The organism is Rhodococcus sp. NPDC057529 (assembly GCF_042802055.1).
Classification (GTDB): Bacteria; Actinomycetota; Actinomycetes; order Mycobacteriales; family Mycobacteriaceae; genus Rhodococcus_F.
In genome coordinates, this window is sequence record NZ_JBHVEY010000011.1 from 76,183 (window position 1) to 95,184 (window position 19,002).

At 68.2% G+C, this 19,002-nt stretch carries 19 protein-coding genes; 6 read left to right on the top strand and 13 right to left on the bottom strand.

What is annotated here, in order from left to right; genetic code table 11:
- Positions 1–3: 3 nt before the first annotated feature.
- Entirely contained in the window at positions 4–804 is an 801-nt protein-coding gene (locus ACFU5V_RS22415; protein WP_378701968.1) for a hypothetical protein, read from the bottom strand.
- Positions 805–920: 116 nt separating this feature from the next.
- Positions 921–2,360, bottom strand: a complete 1,440-nt coding sequence (proS, locus tag ACFU5V_RS22420; RefSeq protein WP_378701970.1) for a proline--tRNA ligase — start codon at positions 2,358–2,360, stop codon at positions 921–923.
- Positions 2,361–2,626: 266 nt separating this feature from the next.
- Between proS and ACFU5V_RS22425 the strand changes: the two genes are divergently transcribed.
- Together ACFU5V_RS22425 and ACFU5V_RS22430 are read left to right on the top strand one after the other, a co-directional pair.
- Positions 2,627–2,911 carry a nuclear transport factor 2 family protein gene (locus ACFU5V_RS22425; protein WP_378701972.1) on the top strand — a complete coding sequence of 95 codons (285 nt, stop codon included), beginning with the start codon at positions 2,627–2,629 and terminating at the stop codon, positions 2,909–2,911.
- Between the two features lie 93 nt (positions 2,912–3,004).
- Positions 3,005–4,123 carry a metallophosphoesterase gene (locus ACFU5V_RS22430; RefSeq protein ID WP_378701974.1) on the top strand — a complete coding sequence of 373 codons (1,119 nt, stop codon included), beginning with the start codon at positions 3,005–3,007 and terminating at the stop codon, positions 4,121–4,123.
- 23 nt (positions 4,124–4,146) lie between these two features.
- Here the strand turns inward: ACFU5V_RS22430 and ACFU5V_RS22435 are convergent, their stop codons facing one another.
- Genes ACFU5V_RS22435 through ACFU5V_RS22470 form a run of 8 tightly spaced genes read right to left on the bottom strand, consistent with a single transcriptional unit; the run spans position 4,147 to position 12,631 of the window.
- The gene (locus ACFU5V_RS22435; RefSeq protein ID WP_378701976.1) at positions 4,147–6,138 is read right to left on the bottom strand and encodes an acetoacetate--CoA ligase; all 1,992 of its coding nucleotides are present in this window, start codon (positions 6,136–6,138) and stop codon (positions 4,147–4,149) included.
- A gap of 29 nt (positions 6,139–6,167) precedes the next feature.
- Positions 6,168–7,019, bottom strand: coding sequence for a fumarylacetoacetate hydrolase family protein (locus ACFU5V_RS22440; RefSeq protein WP_378701978.1), 852 nt, complete (start codon positions 7,017–7,019; stop codon positions 6,168–6,170).
- A gap of 40 nt (positions 7,020–7,059) precedes the next feature.
- Positions 7,060–8,202 carry an MFS transporter gene (locus tag ACFU5V_RS22445; RefSeq protein ID WP_378701980.1) on the bottom strand — a complete coding sequence of 381 codons (1,143 nt, stop codon included), beginning with the start codon at positions 8,200–8,202 and terminating at the stop codon, positions 7,060–7,062.
- A gap of 6 nt (positions 8,203–8,208) precedes the next feature.
- Complete coding sequence (locus tag ACFU5V_RS22450; RefSeq protein ID WP_378432745.1) at positions 8,209–8,808, bottom strand: nuclear transport factor 2 family protein; 600 nt, start codon at positions 8,806–8,808, stop codon at positions 8,209–8,211.
- Positions 8,801–9,907, bottom strand: coding sequence for an amidohydrolase family protein (locus tag ACFU5V_RS22455; protein WP_378701982.1), 1,107 nt, complete (start codon positions 9,905–9,907; stop codon positions 8,801–8,803). The genes ACFU5V_RS22450 and ACFU5V_RS22455 overlap by 8 nt, the downstream gene beginning before the upstream one ends.
- A complete protein-coding gene (locus ACFU5V_RS22460) occupies positions 9,904–10,395 on the bottom strand; it encodes a flavin reductase family protein (protein WP_378701984.1) in 492 nt (163 codons plus the stop codon). Before ACFU5V_RS22460 ends, ACFU5V_RS22455 begins: the two co-directional genes overlap by 4 nt.
- A gap of 35 nt (positions 10,396–10,430) precedes the next feature.
- Positions 10,431–11,381, bottom strand: coding sequence for a VOC family protein (locus ACFU5V_RS22465; protein ID WP_378701986.1), 951 nt, complete (start codon positions 11,379–11,381; stop codon positions 10,431–10,433).
- 35 nt (positions 11,382–11,416) lie between these two features.
- Positions 11,417–12,631 carry an acyl-CoA dehydrogenase family protein gene (locus ACFU5V_RS22470; protein WP_378701988.1) on the bottom strand — a complete coding sequence of 405 codons (1,215 nt, stop codon included), beginning with the start codon at positions 12,629–12,631 and terminating at the stop codon, positions 11,417–11,419.
- A gap of 153 nt (positions 12,632–12,784) precedes the next feature.
- Here ACFU5V_RS22470 and ACFU5V_RS22475 point away from each other — a divergent pair, with 153 nt between their 5' ends.
- Positions 12,785–13,606 (top strand): FadR/GntR family transcriptional regulator, encoded by an 822-nt coding sequence (locus ACFU5V_RS22475; protein ID WP_378701990.1) that lies wholly within the window; start codon positions 12,785–12,787, stop codon positions 13,604–13,606.
- An 18-nt stretch (positions 13,607–13,624) separates the two neighbouring features.
- Here ACFU5V_RS22475 and ACFU5V_RS22480 read toward each other — a convergent pair whose 3' ends face one another.
- The gene (locus ACFU5V_RS22480; RefSeq protein ID WP_378701992.1) at positions 13,625–14,281 is read right to left on the bottom strand and encodes a TetR/AcrR family transcriptional regulator; all 657 of its coding nucleotides are present in this window, start codon (positions 14,279–14,281) and stop codon (positions 13,625–13,627) included.
- Between ACFU5V_RS22480 and ACFU5V_RS22485 the strand changes: the two genes are divergently transcribed.
- Complete coding sequence (locus ACFU5V_RS22485; RefSeq protein ID WP_378701994.1) at positions 14,259–14,849, top strand: DUF2867 domain-containing protein; 591 nt, start codon at positions 14,259–14,261, stop codon at positions 14,847–14,849. The genes ACFU5V_RS22480 and ACFU5V_RS22485 overlap by 23 nt on opposite strands.
- Before the next feature lie 51 nt (positions 14,850–14,900).
- Entirely contained in the window at positions 14,901–15,323 is a 423-nt protein-coding gene (locus tag ACFU5V_RS22490) for a hypothetical protein (RefSeq protein ID WP_378432733.1), read from the top strand.
- A 1-nt stretch (position 15,324) separates the two neighbouring features.
- Here the strand turns inward: ACFU5V_RS22490 and ACFU5V_RS22495 are convergent, their stop codons facing one another.
- Both ACFU5V_RS22495 and helR read right to left on the bottom strand, forming a co-directional pair.
- Positions 15,325–16,104: a DUF899 domain-containing protein gene (locus ACFU5V_RS22495; protein ID WP_378432732.1), complete on the bottom strand. Its 780-nt coding sequence runs from the start codon at positions 16,102–16,104 to the stop codon at positions 15,325–15,327.
- Positions 16,105–16,198: 94 nt separating this feature from the next.
- Positions 16,199–18,337, bottom strand: a complete 2,139-nt coding sequence (gene helR, locus ACFU5V_RS22500) for an RNA polymerase recycling motor ATPase HelR (RefSeq protein WP_378702315.1) — start codon at positions 18,335–18,337, stop codon at positions 16,199–16,201.
- A gap of 321 nt (positions 18,338–18,658) precedes the next feature.
- Here helR and ACFU5V_RS22505 point away from each other — a divergent pair, with 321 nt between their 5' ends.
- A complete protein-coding gene (locus ACFU5V_RS22505) occupies positions 18,659–18,979 on the top strand; it encodes a pyrophosphatase (RefSeq protein WP_378432729.1) in 321 nt (106 codons plus the stop codon).
- Positions 18,980–19,002: the final 23 nt, after the last annotated feature.

A 19,002-nucleotide genomic window follows, 5' to 3' on the forward strand; every position in this document is an offset into this window, starting at 1 on the left:
GGGTCAGCGGGACCGCACGGGGAGCAGCGGCGGCCAGGGCCAGTGCTGCGCGAGGCGACCCCGGGCCCGCAGGAAACCGAGACCCAGCACCAGACCGAAGATCAGGTGCCCGATCAGCGACAGCGTGATCGTCGTCGGCGTCAGCGGGAACATGTCGCGCTGACCGCGCGCCGACAGCGCGACCGTGCCGATGAGCCCGGCCCAGACCGGGAACACCGCGAACGTGACGAACGCGAGAATGACGGTGCGACTGGACCGGTGCTGGAGACCGAGCGCGAGGGCGATGAGGAAGAAGGCGATACCGATTCCGCCGCCGTCGCCGAAGTACCGCCACAGGTATCCGACGATCGCGCCGGTCCGGGTGTCGGTTCCCGAGTGCAGCCAGGTGCCCATCTTCGGGATGAAGTCGCCCCACAAGCCGAGCAGATACACGGTGTCGAGGCGGAAGACGTCGTAGGCCAGACACGCGAACATTCCCCAGCCGAGGCCGTGGCCGACGATGCGGTCGATCGGGTGCGGGGCGAACACGCACAGCACGGCGAGCGATGCTGCGAGCGGAATGATCACGAGCGCACCGGTGGTGTTCATCGGCACGACGCCGAACACCTGCGCGGAGATCGCCAGCAGCGGCAGGGACGCGAGCAGCAGGTACAGGCCGATCCGCGCGAACGTCCAGTGGTGACGGACCGGTTTCGGGACGGATTCGACGGCTGGTGAGACAGCGGGTGAGACAGCGGACGAGACGAGACCCGGCGGATCGTGTTCGTGCATGTCGCGGACGGTGGTGCCGAAGATGCGGGGCATGCGGGGGTTCCTTTTCGGTCGTGGGACTTGTCGGGGTGGTCGGTTTTCCGAGTTCCCAGCGTCCTTCGAGCGCCTGCCATCCGAATAGTCCCCCGAGGGGTGGTGATCGGCACCCCTCAATAGGCGCGTCCGAAGACCACCCGCTTCCCGTACGCCGACGCCGCCCCGCACCGCACGCACACCCCTGTCTCCGGTTCGCCGTCACGGGGTACGCACCGCGGGGTGGCGGCCGTGCGGGACTTGATCTCGTCCTCGCAGGTGGCGCTCCCGCAGTGCAGTGCGAGTGCCCACCCGGTCGACACCGCATCGGCGAACCGCTCCCAGTCGTCGACGGTCCGAGTGTGGCTGTCGCGGAACGCAGTCGCGCGGGCGAGGAGGAAATCCTGGAAGTCGTCCAGGATCCCCGGCAGGGTCGCGGGCAGCGAGTCGATCGGCACGGCCCGCTTGCCGTCGTCGCCGAGACGTTTCACCATCATCGCCTTGCCCGCCTTCAGATCTCGTGGACCGAGTTCGATCCGGACCGGGACGCCGCGCAACTCCCACTCGTTGTATTTGTACCCGGGTGTGAGTTGGGGTCGGGCATCGACGTGGGTCCGGACACCCGCAGCCCGCAGGCGACGAGCCAGGTCTTCGGCCGCGTCCCCGACGGTGGCATTGCCGCCGCGGGTGATCGGCACGATCACCACCTGATACGGCGCCAACCGCGGCGGCAGCACCAGGCCCTTGTCGTCGCCGTGGGTCATGACGATGCCCCCGATCATTCGCGTACTCATCCCCCAGGACGTCGTGTGACACAGCTCTTCTCGACCGTCCTCGGCGGTGTAGCGGATGTCGAACGCCGACGCGAAATTGGTGCCCATGTAATGGGATGTGCCGGATTGCAGCGCCCGGCCGTCCCGCATCATCGCCTCGATCGTGTATGTCGCCACCGCGCCGGCGAACCGCTCACCGGGTGTCTTCTCACCCGGAACGACCGGAATCGCGGCCCACTCCCGCGCCACCTCGTGGTACAGGTCGAGCGCGAGCATCGTCTCGCGGCGGGCGGCGGCCTCGTCGGCGTGCGCGGTATGCCCCTCCTGCCACAGAAATTCTGTGGTGCGGAGAAACATTCGTGGCCGCAGCTCCCACCGCACCACGTTCGCCCATTGATTCAACAACAGCGGCAGATCGCGGTACGAGCTGATCCATTTGGCCATCATCTCGCCGATGATCGTCTCCGACGTCGGCCGCACGACCAGCGGTTCTTCGAGCTTCTTCCCGCCGGCGTGGGTGACGACCGCCAGTTCCGGGGAAAACCCTTCGACGTGTTCCGCTTCCCGGCCGAGGTAGCTCTCCGGAATCAGCAACGGGAAGTACGCATTGTCGTGACCGGTGTCCTTGATGCGGCGGTCCAGTTCGGACTGCAACAGCTCCCACAGCCGGTACCCGTATGGCCGGATCACCATGGTGCCCCTGGCCGGACCGCGGTCCACGAGCCCGGCCTTGAACACCACCTCGTTGTACCAGGAGGCGAAGTCCTCGCTCTGGGCGATCACACCGCGTTCATCCCGTGCCATGCCCACGCAGATTACTCGGCCGCCCGTGGGCGGGCACTTCAATTTCGGTGACGGGAGCTGAGTCCACCACTGATGCCACGTGCACGCACGCGAGGGGGATACTGGCAGCACCTGCCTCGGCGTGGCACGAACATGTTGAATAGGCGGTGCGGGGTAGCCATCCTGACGGACGGGGCGAGCCCGGTTCTCACGTCCTGCACACCGTAAGACACCGATACGAGGGAAAGTCATGACTAACGCACCGACGCCACAGTTCGCACGCGGCAGTGCCACTCGGCGACGCGGCGGCCATGACATCGCTGTTCACCGGCGACGCGGTGCTCATCGACGCGGACCGGCGTTTCGAGGGGCGCGACGCCATCCGCAGCGGCTTCGCCGAACCAGAGGTCGCCGGCTACACCATCGACATACTCGAAGTCGGCGAACGCCGCGCCGATGGACAGCGATTGCTGGTGAATGTCCTTCGCAAGAGTGGAGGGGACTTCCGTGCGACCTTCGATCTGACCATCGACAACGGCCGAATACCGACAGCGAACCTGCAATACGCGTAACAGGATGCACCCCGGCGCCGGAGTCACGAATATTCAACCGTTGCCTTGCATCTCGGCCGTTGATTGTGGATTTCGCCAACCGAAAGGGAACCTGTGCAGCAAATGATCTTGGTGGGCGTTGCTGTCGCTCTCGTCCACGGACTGTTGTACTGGCGGTTGGTCGCCGCGCCCGGATTGCCGGGGTGGGCGCGGATTCCCGCAGCCGTATTCCTGAGTGCGCTCGGGATTCTGGCGGTGATCGCGGTCGGTGCGAGCAACACCTTCGCGCCAGGTCCGGTGCGACCGCTGGTCTGGTTGGGACAGACGTGGTATGCGGTGCTGTTCTATCTCCTCCTCGGCCTGATCGTGATCGGCGTTGTCCTGGTGATCGCGCGGTTGGCCGGCTACTCGCGCCGCAGTCGGCTGCTACAGGCGCTCTCGGCGTCGGTGGTCGTCGCGTCCGTCGGAACCGTCGCCTACGGCGTTGCCGAGGCCGAGGACATCCGAATTGTCGAGGCTCAGGCACGTTTCGCCGATCTTCCACCGCAACTCGACGGGCTGCGTATCGCGGTGGTGGGAGATCTGCACGTCGGTGCCGCCCGCGGTCCCGAATTCACCGAACGTGTCGTCGAGTTGGTCAACGCACAACGCCCCGACCTGATCGTCCTCCCCGGCGACCTGCTCGACGGCTCGGTCGAACTGGTCGGCCCGGATGTCGCACCCATCGCAGGCTTGAGATCCGAATTCGGGACATTCGGTGTCGCCGGCAATCACGAGGGATACGTCGACGATGTCGGACAGTGGATGGACTTCTGGGAATCGCTCGGCATCGAGACCCTGCGCAACCAACGCACCGAAGTCACCATCGATGGCGTGACCATCGAGATGGCCGGCGTCTACGACCACGACGCGAAAGAGCCGTACGCGGCGGATATCGATGCCGCACTCGCGGGAGGTGACCCCAGTCGATTCACCGTGCTGATCGCGCATCAGCCGCTGCAGGCGATCGAAGCCGGCGATCGCGGGGTGGATTTACAGTTGTCCGGCCACACCCACGGCGGCCAGATGTGGCCGTTCGTCTACCTCGTGCGGATGGTCAATCCCACCGTGTCCGGACTGGATCGAATCGGGGACCTGCAGATCTACACCACCCGAGGCGCCGGAGCGTGGGGGCCGCCGGTCCGGGTCGGTGCACCGCCGGACATTTCGATCCTCACACTCCGGCGCGGCTGACAGCCGACCAGTGCCGGCGCCCGTCACGGCTGCACCTGCCGGGGAACGAACCGGGTGAAGTAGTGCAGGGATGCGGAGTCGTCGACGGTGTCGCCGCCGACGACCTTCTCGAGCGGCGCGCCCTGCAGTAGGCGTTTGATCGGCACCTCGAGCTTCTTGCCGGTCCGGGTGTGCGGGATGGCGGGGACGGCGATGATCTCGTCGGGGACGTGACGGGGGGAGGCCTGGGTCCGGACGGCGGTGACGATGCGCTCACGAAGGTCGTCGTCGAGGTCGGCGCCGTCGGCGAGGACCACGAACAGCGGCATCCAATACCCGCCGTCGGCGAGTTCGGCACCGATCACCAGCGCCTCCCGGATCTCCGGCAGATCCTCGACGACGTCGTAGATGTCTGCGCTGCCCAGGCGCACTCCCTGCCGGTTGAGGGTGGAATCGGACCGGCCGGAGATGACGACGCTGCCGCGTGCGGTGACGGTGACCCAGTCGCCGTGCCGCCAGACGCCGGGATACGTGCCGAAGTAGGCGTCGCGATAGCGCGTGCCGTCGGGGTCGTTCCAGAAGTGGATCGGCATCGACGGCATCGGTGTGGTGACGACGAGTTCCCCGACCTCGTCGACGACCGGGGTGCCGTCGGCATCCCATGCGGCGAGCGCCACCCCCAGCAGCGGTGCCGAGATCTCGCCCGGCCATACCGCCGTGGTGGGGGCGCTGCCTGCGAAGCCACTGACGACATCGGTGCCACCGCTGGTCGAGGCGACCTGCACGCGTTCCCCGACGTGGTCGCGGACCCAGTGATACGACTGCGGCGGCAGGGGTGCACCCGTGGATCCGATGAGTCGCAGCGCCGACAGGTCGAGGTCACCGCCGGGTTCGAGACCGGCCTTCGCGCACCCGAGCAGGTAGCCCGGACTCAGCCCGAGGACGCTGACGCGGTGCTCGGCGGCAATGTCCCACAGCCGCTGCGGATCCGGGTGGGCAGGACTGCCGTCGTAGAGGACGATGGTGGCACCGACCAGAAGACCCGAGACGACCATGTTCCACATCATCCAGTTGGTGGTGGTGTACCAGAAGAGCCGCTCCCCGGCCCGGAGATCGTTGTGCAATCCCAGCAGTTTGTGGTGGTCGAGGATCACGCCGCCGTGTCCGTGCACGATCCCCTTCGGCAGTCCGGTCGTTCCCGAGGAGAACAGCACCCACAGGGGCGCGTCGAAATCGACGCGCACGAAGTCCGGTTCGGCATCGACGGCAATCACGTCGTCCCAGATCGCATGCTGCGCGTCGTCGACTCCGAAGGGAAGTCCGAGCACGGGGACGTGCACCGTTCTGCGGAGGGTGGGCAGTTGCCGGGCAAGCTCGGCGACGTCACCGCGGCGGTCGTGGACGCGGCCGTTCCATCGGTATCCGTCGGCGGCGAAGAGGATCACCGGGTCGAGTTGAGCGAACCGGGACGCGGCACCCGACGCCCCGTAGTCCTGGCCGCACGCGGACCACACCGCTCCGATCCCCGCTGTCGCGAGGAACGCGACGACAGCGTGGACGGTGTTGGGAAGATACCCGACGACGCGGTCGCCCACCCCGACACCCTGCCCGCGCAGCCACGCCGCGACGGCGGCGACCTGCCGGCGCAGCTGCGCCCAGCTGATCTCGGTGGTGACGCCGTCCTCGGAAATGGAGACGACGGCGGCCTCGGGCGAGTCACCGTGGCGCAGGGCGTGTTCGGTGTAGTTGAGCCGGGTCCCGGGGAACCACCGAGCACCCGGCATGGATGCGTCGGTGAGTACCTCGCCGGTGTCGCCGTCGGCGGCGATGTCGAAGAAGTCCCACACCGCCGACCAGAACGCGGACGGTTCCCCGACGGAGAATTTCCAGAGGTCGTGGTAGTCCGGGTAGGCGGCACCGGTGCGGGCTGCGGCGAAGTGCGCGAACTCGGTGATCCGTGCCCGCGCCGCGTGCTCGGGGTCCGGTGTCCAGATCGGTTCCGGCACGGTGCCGGTGGTGGTCGTGTGGGTGTTCATCCCAGTCCTTGCGATGCTCGTGGGTGTGGTCACGGCGCGGTCATGGCGTTGCGGAGGGTCCCGACGCCCTCGACCCAACTGGTGAGGACGTCGCCCGGCCGCAGGAACTTCGGGGGTTTGCGGGCCCCGCCGACACCCGAGGGGGTGCCGGTGAAGATCAGGTCGCCGGGCAGCAGCGGGCACACCGCCGACAGGTGTGCGACCAGTTGGGGGACGGTGAAGATCAGGTCCGACGTGCGGCCCTTCTGGAGGACTTCGCCGCTGTCGAGTGCGCACCCGATCTCGAGATCGTCCCGGTCGGGCAGTTCGTCGACGGTCACCAGTTCGGGGCCGATGGGAGCGAACCCGCGGTACGACTTGCCGAGGGAGAACTGCGGCGCAGGTCCGGCCAGTTGCAGTCGCCGTTCGGACAGGTCCTGGCCGACGGTCACTCCGGCGATGTGGTCCCACGCGGCGGCGGCGGCGACGAAGTCGCATCGAGTGCCGACGACAGCGACGAGTTCGACCTCCCAGTCGACGGTGTCGGCAGGCAGGGTGACGGACTGGTCGTGCCCCGTCAGACTGGTGGGGAATTTCGTGAACACCGGAGGAACGGACGGGCTTTCGAGTCCCGACTCGGCGGCGTGGTCGTGGTAGTTGAGGCCGATGGCGAACACTTGCCGCGGCCGGGGCACCGGCGGACCCCACAGCGTCTGTTCGGTCGCCCCGATCACCGGGTGGCTGCTGGTGTCCAGGCGGGCCGCCCAGTTGGTGAACTCCGCCCAGACGTCGTAGACGGACTGCGGGTCTGCGCAGAAGACGCCGCCACTGGCCTGTTCGACGTCGATGTAACCGTTGTCGGCTGCGAGGGTGAGCCGTCCGTCGAGATTGGCGATTCTCATGTCTGTTCTCCTTGCGTGGTTTTCGGGAAGGAAGGGGGTCTCAGGCGTCGGCCGGGACGGTCGTGTTCGTCGGCGCGGGCTCGGGGTGACGGTTGGTGAGAACGGCGAGACTGAGCAGAGACGCGAACACCGCGATGCCCGCGAACACCGAGAAGTTCGCCAGCGCGGGGAGTCCCGCGAGAACTCCGCCGAGCATCGGTCCGAACACGCCGCCGATCCGGCCGATGCCCCCGATGAATCCGAGCGCGCTGCCGCGGACGTGTGCCGGGAAGTGCAGTGCGGCGAACCCGTACACGACCGGCTGAATCCCGACGGTGCCTGCGCCGGCGAGGAGCAGGGACAGGTACAGGATCGGTTGCGACAGAGGCATCGCGAGTCCGAAGATGGCGACAGCGCCGATCGCGAAGCCTGCGATGGTGATACGGCGCCCGCCCACATGGTCGGCGGCCCAGGAACCGGTCGCGCTGCCGGCCATCGCCCCGATACTGAAGACGATCAGGAACACCAGCGACGAGCCGAGCGAGTACCCGGACGACTTCATGATCTGCGGCAACCACGTGAGCAGTCCGTAGGACAGGATCTGGCAGCACCCGGTGACCACCACGAAACCGGCGAGGGCCCGTGCGCCACCGTCACCGAGCAACGCCCGCAACGATACTCCCCCGTTCTGCCGGGGCGCGGTAGTCGTCACGGCGATGTCCGGTGCCCACGTCCGCAACTTCGCCGCGCCGATCGGCACGACGGTCAGCATCACCCCGTTGAGGAAGTTCCGCCGGTCGTGCGGTGCGACACTCATCGTCAGTGCGATGGCCGCCGGGCCGAGGCCTCCCAGGCCGAGTCCCGCGACGAAGCGGGCGATGCCCAGGAGTTCCGCGGTCGGGGCGGCGGCGCAGAGGATCATGCCGCCGGAGAACCACGTGACGCACACGAGGAAGAGGCGGCGTGCACCGAAGCGGTCCGCAAGCACCCCGGCCGCGATCGACCCCAGGCACATGCCCGCGATGGCGGTGCCGGCGATCACCCCGATCCGGGCCGGGGTGAGTCCCCAGTCCGGATCGGCGAGGAGGTCCGGTATCGCCGCGCCGAAGATGGCGAGGTCGTACCCGTCGGCGGAGATCGCGATGAATGCGAGGACCGCAACGCTGACGAAGGCGGGCACACGCAGTCGTGGAGTGGTGGTCATGGGGTCCTATCCCTGGGGTTCGTGAAGCCAAGTGTGATGGGCCGCAAGGTATCGATCGACGAGATCGGGGCGGTCCGGGCCCGGCAGGTCGGGGCCGATGGTGTATCCGGCGACATCGAGTAGCGCGGCGAGGTACCTGTACGGGCGATCGACGGGGAACGCGACGCCCGCCAACGCGGTCACGTCTGCGGCCGGGTCCACCGGGGAGACGACGTCCTTGTAGTAGAGCATCGTGAGATCGGTGATGCGCCACGCCCCGTCGGTCTTGATCAGCCGCTGGTAGAGCCGGCCGTGCGACGCGACGTCCAGTTCGACGCCGGCGAGGGTTCCGCGCGCGTGCACCGTGGTCCCCTCGTGCGCGAGTGCCCGCTCGCCGACGATGTCCACGCTGGGCGCACCGACCAGGTGGAAGCCGCGGCTGCCCCGGTCGTGCATGGCTTTCGAGGCGTCGACGAATTCGGCGCCGGTTCCGGTGAACCAGCTGAGGCTGACACGCGACTCGGGGGCGAACGCGGAACGCATCCGGTCCCATTGTGCGGTGTCGCGTCCGGCTCGCTCGCGGAGGACGACGTCGATCACTGCGGCGGTGTCCGAGGGGTCAGGCACGGGTACTCCGATCGGTTGCGGCCCGCGGGGCCGGGGTGTGTTCGACACCGCCGCACCAGATTCGTTCGATGTTGCGGGTGGCACGGATGTCGGCGAGGGGATCGCCGTCGACGAGGATCAGGTCGGCACGCAGACCGGGTTCGACGGCCCCGCGGTCGTCGAGACCGAAGTGGCGGGCGGGCAGAACGGTCGCCGCACGCAGCGCGTCCACCGTCGACAGGCCGGCTTCCACGAGCAGTTCGAGTTCATGGTGCAGGCTCTCCCCGTGCGCGACGAGTTGGGGCAGGCCGGGTTGCAGCGCGGCGTCGGTGCCGGCCAGCACGGGCACACCCGCCCGGTGGAGAGCGCCCACGCCGGCGGACGCGGCGGTGAACGCGCCGGGATTTCCGCGCAGCGTCGCGAGAGCCTGCATCATCGACAGGGTCGGCACGGCGACGCGGCGCCCACTCACCATCCTGGCCACGACGTCGTCGCCGAGCGGTTCCCCGTTCGGGATGTGGGTGAGGATGTCCGCGCCCACGTCGAGCGCCAGTTCATAGGCTCCCGTCGAGGATGCATGTGCGACAACCAATGTGCCGCGACGGTGCGCGGCCTCCACGACGGCGTGCGCGACCACCGGATCGGGGCCGCCGTCCCCGGGGGCTTCGAGGACGATCTTGACGTAGTCTGCCCCCTCCGCCACTCGCGCCGCGACGAACCGGTCGGCGGCGTCCCGGTCGGACACCAGGGCCTCGGCGGGCATCCCGAAGTGGGAGTGCGGACCGGCCGGACCGATCACCGGGATACCCGGACTGCGGATGTCGGTCAGCCCGTGGGAGTTGCGCAATGAGGTCACCAGCGACGCCGGCCAGGTGGCCATGTCCAGTCCGGTGGTCACTCCCCACGAACACAGCTGTTCGAGGGTGTCGCGTCCGTGCAGGTGGATGTGGGCGTCGATCAACCCGGGCAACAGCACCGCCCCTCCGGCGTCGACGATCCGTGCGCCGGCCGGGTCGGTGCCGATCACCGTGCCGTCGACGACGACGGTGCGTGGCCCGGACAGCGTCTGCCCGTCGAAGACCCGGACCCCGACCAGTGCCGTCCGGTCCGCCGTGATCACGAGGTCGCGCCGGCGAGCGCCGGCAGTGCCGCGTGGGTGCCGAAGGTCCGCCGGCTGTACACCAGCGGCGTGGCGTCGGTGGCCGAGCAGTCCCGGACCGTTCCGAGGAGCAGGGTGTGGTCGCCGCCCGGGATCTCCGCGGCCACGTCGCACCGCAGCCACGCGCTGCTGCCGGTCAGGTACGGCAGCCCGTCGACGAATTCCCATGCCACACCCGCGAACCGATCGTCGTGTCGGCTCGCGAAGCGGGTCGCGGCCTCGTGCTGTCCGGCGGCGAGGACGTTGACGCCGAACGTGCCGGTCTCCCGCACGAGGGCGAGTAGCGCCGACCTGTTGTCGAGGGCGACGGTGATCATCGCCGGTGACATGCTCAGGGAGGCGAGCGAGCTGACCGTAGCGCCGTGCGGGGTGCCGTCGCGGTGGGCGGTGACGACGGCGACGGGCCCGGTGACCGTGGCCATGGAGTTCTTGAACTGGTGTGCATCCATCGGACTGTTCCTCTCTTCCGTGGGCTGTACGGGAATCACCCGTGCACTCCGGTCATCAGTTCGGCGAGATCCTCGGGTGCCAGGAACGACGGCGGGGGCGGTGGGCCCCAGTTGTACAGGGCACGAGCACCTTCCCAGTCCCGGGGCGTCCACAGCTGGTCGTCGACGATGCAGTCGAGGTCGGAGGAGTACTCGCTGAAATTCCCGGCCGGGTCCTTCAGATACCAGAAGAAGTTGGACCCGATGTGGTGGCGGCCGAGACCCCACACGTGGCGCTGCGGGTCCTCGTCCAGCATGGCGGTGGCGCCGCGGCCGACCTCGTCGACGTCGTCGACCTGCCAACTGGTGTGGTGGAGCATCGTCACCGGTGCCGCCTGCACCAGGACGTTGTGATGGTCGGTCGAGCACCGCAGGAACGCGGCCATGCCGGGAACCCGGTCGCTGACCTTGAATCCGATGCCCTCGGTGAAGAACCGTTCGCTCGCCGGTTGATCGGTGGAGCCGATGACGACGTGCCCGAGTTTGCGGGGGCGGACCCGGCCGGTCCGCTCGATCGCGTCGGCGCGGGCGGCGTCGCGCCCGATGTTGCCGGGCAGGTTGTACGCGGGAAGAGCGAAGGGAGTCTGAATGATTCGGGATCCGATGACCACCCGGACGCGGACGTCGGTGCCCGGGTCGACGACGGACAGTTCCGTCTCGGAGCGGGTCGGGTGCAGGTCCAGTCGCTGCAGGTTGTGCGTGATGCGGTCCAGATCGTCGGCGTCGTCGACCGCGACGTCGAGTCCGATCAGCCGGCGACGGTCGGGCACGGGAACCAATTCGAGTTGGTCGCCGCCGTCGCGGGTGGAGAAGGAGACGGCCTCGGTGCGGCCGGACACACCGGCCGCCGGAGTGGTGCGGGTCAGGCCGAAATCGTCGTAGAACGCGGCGGTCTCGGCGACGTTCGGAACGCCGATCGTGACGCGGGTGAGGGTGTGCAGTGTCATGGGAATTCCTTGTGCCGGAGAGTGTCTGGGAGTACTCAGACGAAGGGGGATACCTGCTCGTCGATCCCGAGCAGGGCGCGCCCGTAGATCTCCTGGTTGATGTTCAGGTTGATGAAGGCGTGCCGTGAGCTGGTTTCCAGATCGCGCCAGATCCGCTGCAGCGGGTTGACCTGCGCGAAACTGCCGGCGCCGCTGACGTTGAGCAGGAGTTCGACCGCCTCGCGGCACAGGTTCGCCGCCTGCGCGGCGTCCATCCGCGCGCGTGCCCGTTCGACGACCGGCATCTGCCGGCCTGCGGCGGCCGCGGCATCGATCTCGTCTGCGCCGCGGAACGCGAGGAGGCGGGCCTGATCGATCAGCGAGCGGGCCGCGGCCATGTTCAGTTGGGTGGAGGGCGCGTCGATCGACCGCTGGTAGAACGAGTACGCGATCGGCTTGTTCTTCTGCAGCGTCGACAGCACCGCGTCGTAGGCGCCTTCCGCCATGCCGAGCACGGGTCCGACCAGCACCAGCGCCAGGACGGGTACCAGCGAGGAGTGGTACAGCGTTTCGTCCTGGAACTCGGAGGCGGTGCGCCCCTCCATCATGTCGGTGACCGACAGGATCCGGGCGTCGGGGACGAAGACGTCGTCGGCGACCAGGGTGTCGCTGCCGGAACCGGACATGCCCGCGACGTACCAGGTGTTGTCGATCGACAGATCGGTCATCGGGATCCACGCCGACGCCGCCCCGACGGCCTCACCGTCGGTGTTCGTCAGGGGGATACCGACATTGGCCCAGCTCGCGTGGTGCGACGCCGACGCGAATCCCCACCGTCCGGTGACCCGGTATCCGCCGTCGACCCGGACCGAGGTCGAGGTCGGGGTGAACACGCCGCAGGTGGCGATGCGCGGATCCGCGCCCAGCACGTCCTGCTGCACCGACTCGGGATAGGCCCCGACGAAGAAGGACGTCACGTTGCTCAGCGTGGTGACCCACGCCGTGGAGCCGCACGAACGGCCGAGTTCCAGCGACACCTCCAGGAACGTGCGGAAGTCCTCCTCCGCCCCGCCGAAGCGTGCGGGTTTGGTGATGTCGAACAGGCCGGCTTCGCGCAGCGCCGCGATGTTCTCCTCCGGTACGCGGCGGTCCGCCTCTGCGCGCGCCGCGTTGTCGCGGAGCAGGGGGCCCAGCGCCCTGGCGGCGGTGACCAGGCGTTCCCGCTCGGAAACCGGCGACGTCGTGTGCGGGGCGGTGTCGGTGATCGTCATGGTGTGTCCTTCGGTTGGTGAGGCTTCTGGGGGTCGCGGCCCGCGTGCACCCGAGCGGCGAGAAATAATCATGATTAATTGATAGAGTGATGTGAAGGCAGTCACTTGTCAAGAGCGATGCGATACTGACCCCCACGAACGGAGAGGAGACCGATGAGCGGCACCGACGGCGACGAGGAAGTTCTCGCCCCCGAAGTCACGGACTTCGAGGGGCCGGCCTACTCGCGCGAAATGTGGCCTCACCCAGCGAATCTCCCGTCCAAGGTATCGCTCGGCGGTTCGCGCGCGGAGCAGGCCGCCGGTCAGATCGCCCGTCTCGCCGCCGGCGCACTGGCCGGCGAACGCATCGGGAGCAAGGACGATCTCCGGAAGATCTGCGGGTTCTCGGTCGGGACCATGAACGAAGCGATCAAACTCGCGCAGGCCCGCGGCGTCATCACCTCACGCCCGGGCCCGGGCGGCGGCATCTTCGCCTGCGACCCCTCCCCGCTGTCCCGGATGAACGGGTGGTTCCGCGCCGCCGCCGGCGACCACGCGGCCTTCGCCGAAGCCGTCCAGATCCGAGACGCGATCGCCCCCTTGCTGATCGAGGAGGCGTTGCGGCAGATGACGCTCGCCGACCAGGAAACGTTCTCGGAGCGGCTGTGGGAGGTGCGCCGCGCCCGCAACTCCGCGGCGACGTCCGACTTCGTGTGGGCGTGCTGGGAACTGCACGCCCACCTCGCCGGAATCGGCAAGGGTATCCTCCTCGACACCCTCTACCTGAGCATCATGGATGTCGGAGTGTCCTACCTGCGCGCGGTGCTCGAGGCCACCGCGCCGGACGTGCACCTGGACGGGCTCGCCCAGGTCATGGAAGATCTCGTCGACGCACTCGAACGCCGCGACCGCGACGCCGCCGTCGACGCCCTCCGGCGCACCGACCCGACCATGATTCTGTCGGCACCGGCCCCGCCGGGGACGACCCCGACCTGATCGGCGCCGAGGAGAGCGTCACGGGCGCAGGAGGAATTCCCCGGCGAGCTGGATGACTTCGCGTTTGGTGTACCCGGGGTGGTCGGCGACGATGAAGTGGCGGCCGATGGCGAGCCCGAACATCAGGGTGCTGCGCGCCTCGATCTCGTCGGGGTCGGCGACGAACGTGCCGAACATAGTGCGCAGGAACTGCATCCGCTCGTTGTCGATGCGCTGCAGGCGTGCCGCGACGGACCGGTCGTGGTGCGCCCAGGCCCGGATCGCGAGGTCGATCCGGTGCAGGTCCTCCGAGTAGGTGAGTTGACCCACGCGCCGGATCCGCTCGGCCGCGTCGCCGCCTTCGGCGTCGGCCTGGGCGATGACGGCCTTGGTGCAGCGGCGCTCCCACTCGTCGAGCATCTCCGTCAGCAGCGCGGGCCTGCCGTCGAAGTAGCCGTAGAACCCGCCCTTCGTGACGCCGAGTTCGGCGGCGAGTGCCTCGACGCGGACGGCGTCCGGTCCGCCGCGCGCGAGGGCGTCGAGGCCGGCCTCGATCCAGCGGGCTCGTGTGGTGCGGGCGACGGCGGGAATCGGTCCACCTCCATTGATCGCAGTCAATGTGTACGGTACCGTATAGATGAAATATACGGTGCCGTATAGATCGGGGACGACAGTGCCACGAATAGCAGAGGCCACCTACACCGCGCAGCCCTGGCGCATCCACGAATTCACCAGCGACTTCGACGTCGAGGACGTGTGGTCGTACCGCACACCCGGAGCCGGTCCGGACGACTTCCCCAGAATGCTCGCCGCGATGCGGGCCGGAGGCGGTCTCGGGAAGCAGCCCCGGGTGGTGCGGTTCCTGTTCGCCGTCCGGTGGAAGCTCGGCGAACTGTTCGGCTGGGACGATCCGTCGGCGGGCGTCGGCGAACGGGTCGCCTCGCTCCGCGACCGCCTGCCCGACGACCTCCGCGCCGCTCCCCGAGGCCCCGACGACGAGGGCATGCCACTCACAGCGGTCTACGAACTGGACCGGGAGGCCGCCCGCGAATTGGCGAACACGACCGTGCACACCGTGATGCATCTCGGCTGGGTGCGCGGCGCGGACGGCGACTACGGCCTGCAGATGACCGTCCTCGTCAAACCCAACGGCCGGTTCGGGCGGCTCTACATGGCCGCCATCGCCCCGTTTCGGTATCTCCTCGTCTACCCGGCCCTGACCCGGCAGTGGGAACGCGCGTGGCGTGACTACACCGCGAGATGAACAAATCGCTGTTCCCGATAGGAGACGGCCGCAGCCGGGTACCTTCGTGTCATGGGCGACGAGGCCATCGACCCCGTGACGGCGTATGAAGCGCTCTCCGCCGGCGCGCGCCTCGCCCTGCTGCGAGACCCCGAAGGCATCATGCCGCCGCAGTTCATCGGGCAGGTGATGGCCGTGTGCGGGCACGCGTGCGTCGCGGGCATCACCGGCGGACCCGATCCGATTCCGCAGATGGCGATGCTCCAGGGACCGCTGTCGGAGTATCTCGCCCAATGCCGGTGCGTCCTCGACTCGTGGTGGAACTCGCTGACGCCGCGAGCCCGGGCAGGCATCAGGTGCCGCGAGGCGGTACCCGAATCGCTGGCACTGCAACTGCCCAAACACATTCCGTGGACTGCGGTGTCCACGCCCGGTTCTCACCTGCTGGTGCGCGACTATCTGGAGCTGCAGGCGGCGGGGTACGAACTGATGTAGATCAGTCGGGGACCTTCTTCCCCGAAATCTCGTCCGCTGCGTATTCGTCGTGACGGCGCAGCCAGCTCATGAACGGGACGTCGCCGCGGCGCGGTTCCGGTTCCCAGTCCTCCTGACGACCGCGGGCGGTGAGGTCGAGCCAGTGATAGGTGCCGACGAGCATGTCGGTGGAGCGCGCGTAGCCGGAGTAGGTGTGGAAGACGCGCTCACCCTGCCGGAGGAAGGCACTGACGCCGTGCTCCTCGCCCGACCAGCCCTTCCACGCGGGGTCCATGTGCTCGAGCTCGGCCGCGTCCTTGTAGTTGTATTCGACCGGCGCGACCGACGCGTCGAGAGTGACATGGAAGTCGTAGTTGAAGTCGCTGCCGAGCGAGGAGTACCAGGGAATGCTCCAGCCCATGCGCTGCCGGTACTGCTCGAGCTTGTGCAGGGGTGCGCGGGACACGGCCGCGAACGAGGTGTCCCGGGCGTAGAGGTGGCGGAGGTCGCCGACGTTGTCGATCGTGAACGTGCAGGACGGGCATCCCTCGTCGGCGTCGGGTTCGAACATGAAGTGGTAGATCAGGAGTTGGCCGCGGCCGTCGAACAGATCGACCAGCCGTGCCCGGCCCCCGGGACCGTCGAACTCGTAGTTCTCGGTGATCTCGACCATCGGGAGCGCACGCCGGGCGGCGTTGACCCGGTCGCGATGGCGGGTCAGCTCCTTCTCCTGCGCGAGCAGTTCGCGCCGCGCGGCGAGCCATTCCTCGCGGGTGGTGACCTGTGGATCGGACGCTGTCATCGTTCGTCTCCTCTCGAAGGGCACCCCTCATCGTCCCAGCCCACCCTCGGCGGCGGCTACCCGTTTCCGCCGCCGATCGATCCGGACTCCGCCGTCAGGAACTCGTGAGGATGACGAGTCGCTGGGTGGCCCGGGTCATGGCGACGTAGCGGTCGACGGCGCCCTCGATGCCCTCGCCGAACGACTCCGGGTCGACGAGCACGACGAGGTCGAACTCGAGCCCCTTCGCCAGTTCCGGTGACAGCGACCGGATCCGCGACATCGCCGGGAACGTCGGATCGCCTATGACGCAGGCGATCCCGTCGGAGTTCGACGCCAGCCAGGTGTCCAGGATCGAGCGCAGATCCGACACCGGGCCGTGGACCACGGGGATGCCGCTGCTGCGGATGGAGGTCGGCACGTTGGCGTCCGGGAGCGCCGCCCGGATCACCGGTTCGGCTTCCGCCATCACCTCTTCCGGTGTCCGGTAGTTGATGCTCAGCGCGGCAGGCTCGATCCGGTCCAACCCGATCCGTTCGAGCCGTGCGCGCCACGACTCCGTGAACCCGTGCCGGGCCTGGGCACGGTCCCCGACGATGGTGAAGCTGCGGGACGGGCAGCGCAGCAGCAACATCTGCCACTCCGCGTCCGTGAGCTCTTGGGCCTCGTCCACCACGACGTGCGCGAACGGTCCGGCCAGCAGATCGGGGTCGGTGCTCGGCAGAGCGGTCTCGTCGACCAGGGACTGCTGCAGGTCCTGGCCGCGCAGCATCGACATGACGAGCAACTCGGAGTCGTCGGCCGCGATCAGGTCGTCGACGACCGTGCTCATCCGCGCGCGTTCGGCGGCGACGGTGGCGTTGTACCGGCGCTGCCGGAGCGACGCCTCCGGGTCCCCGAGCCGCTGCCGTGCCGCATCGAGGAGCGGCAGGTCGGACACCGTCCACTTCTGGGCGTCCGCCCGCTGCAGTGCCCGAACCTCGTCGGGGCCGAGCCAGGGCGCGCACTTGCGCAGGTAGGCGGGCACCGACCACAGGTCGCCGACGAGATCGGCGGCCTCGATCATCGTCCACGCGTTCTCGAGCGTTGCGCGCAGTTCGTCGTTCTGCAGCAACGACTTCCGAACCTGGGCCGCGGGAGCATCGCCGTCGTACTTGTCCACCAGGATCGTGAGCAGCAGCTCCCAGATCTGTTCGCGCGCTTCGTTGTGCGGGGTGCCGGGCTCCGGCGCTTCGAACGCCTCGGCCCAGTCTTCGGCGCTCAGCCAGATGTCGGACCAGTCGGTCGCGACCGTCATGCCTTCGGCAGGCGGCTCCTCGTAGAACTTCACGGCCGCGTCGATCGCCTTCACCAGATCCGCCGAGGACTTCAGCCGCGCCACCTCCGGATCCTTCTCGATCCCGGCGGCGGCGCCCTCGGTGACGAGGTCCCGCAACGTGCAGAGTTGCACGCCCTCCTCGCCGAGGCTGGGCAGCACGTCGGCGACGTACGCCAGGTAGGGCTCGTGCGGGCCGACGAACAGCACGCCGTGACGGAGCCGGGGGTCGGAGTACAGCAGGTACGCGGCCCGGTGCAGCGCGACGACGGTCTTGCCCGTACCCGGGCCGCCGTCGACGACGAGGGCGCCGCCGGATCCCGCGCGGATGATGGCGTCCTGATCGGCCGCGATGGTGCCGAGCACGTCACGCATCCGGGCCGACCGGTTGCTGCCCAGGCTGGCGATGAACGCGGACTGGTCGTCGAGCGCGGCGTTCCCGTCGAACCCGTCCGCGGTGAACACCTCGTCCCAGTAGTCGCTGATCCGGCCGCGGGTCCAGCGGTATCTGCGGCGGCTGGCCAGGCCCATCGGGTTGGCGTGGGTGGCGCCGAAGAACGGCTCGGCCGCGGGGGACCGCCAGTCGACCAGCAGCTGATTGCCCGCGCTGTCCATGAGGCCGAGGCGTCCGATGTACACGGGCTCGGAGTCGCCGGCCCCGACGATGTGCCCGAGGCACAGGTCCAGGCCGAAGCGGCGCAGGGCGCGCAGTTGAGCGTTCAGGTCGTGAACCATCATGTCCCGCTCCATCGCCTCCTGGCCGAGGCGCCGGGGTGCCTTGCGCTCGGAATCGATGCGGCGGGACAAATCGTCGATGGACTGCGCGAGGCTCTCCTCGATCGCCGCGAAGTGCCGCTCGTCGCCGGCGATGAGCGCCGGGTCGGCCTTGGGCGCGAGGTGGTCAGGAAGGTCGAAAGCACCGGCGGCAAGGGGCCTCAGGTCAACAGCTCCGATCCGTGACGGGTGATGTGGATTCAGATTTTCGGCGCGCACTCACGACTCCCAATTCCGCAGGTTCCGGGTCAGGCCGGTAATTCTGCGACACCACCCGGGCCTTGCCGCAAGCCCCCGGGTGCGCTATACATTGAAAGTGGAAGAGAGTTGTTCTCCTTCCGCTCCTGGCCCGATTCGGACCGTCACACCCCTTTGCGCAGTAAACCCCCGTCGATTCGATGTGAGCAAGGTTCGCCCCAGTAACGGTATCGATCATGGCAAGCGGAAATCTCGACACGAAGTCGAACACTTTGTTCCACTGAGAAGGTGGAATTGAGCCAGCTGTCCGACGACGTCGAGCACGTTTCCCAGGTGTATGCCGCGAGGTTCGGCATCGAGCGTGATGCAACCTGGTTTCTTCTCAAGTTGCAGGAAGAGGTCGGTGAGCTGACCCAGGCCTTTCTGATGAAGACAGGACAGGCACGGGACAAAAGCCGGTCACCGGAAGAACTGGACGAGGCTTTCCGGCGCGAAGTCGCCGACGTGTTCTGCCAGACTCTGCTGCTCGCACGGTTTCACGACATCGACCTGACGAATGCAGTGAACGACAAGTGGCAGGTGTGGGCGGAGCGGGAAATCGAGTCCTGAAACAGTCACGGGTGGTGACGCTT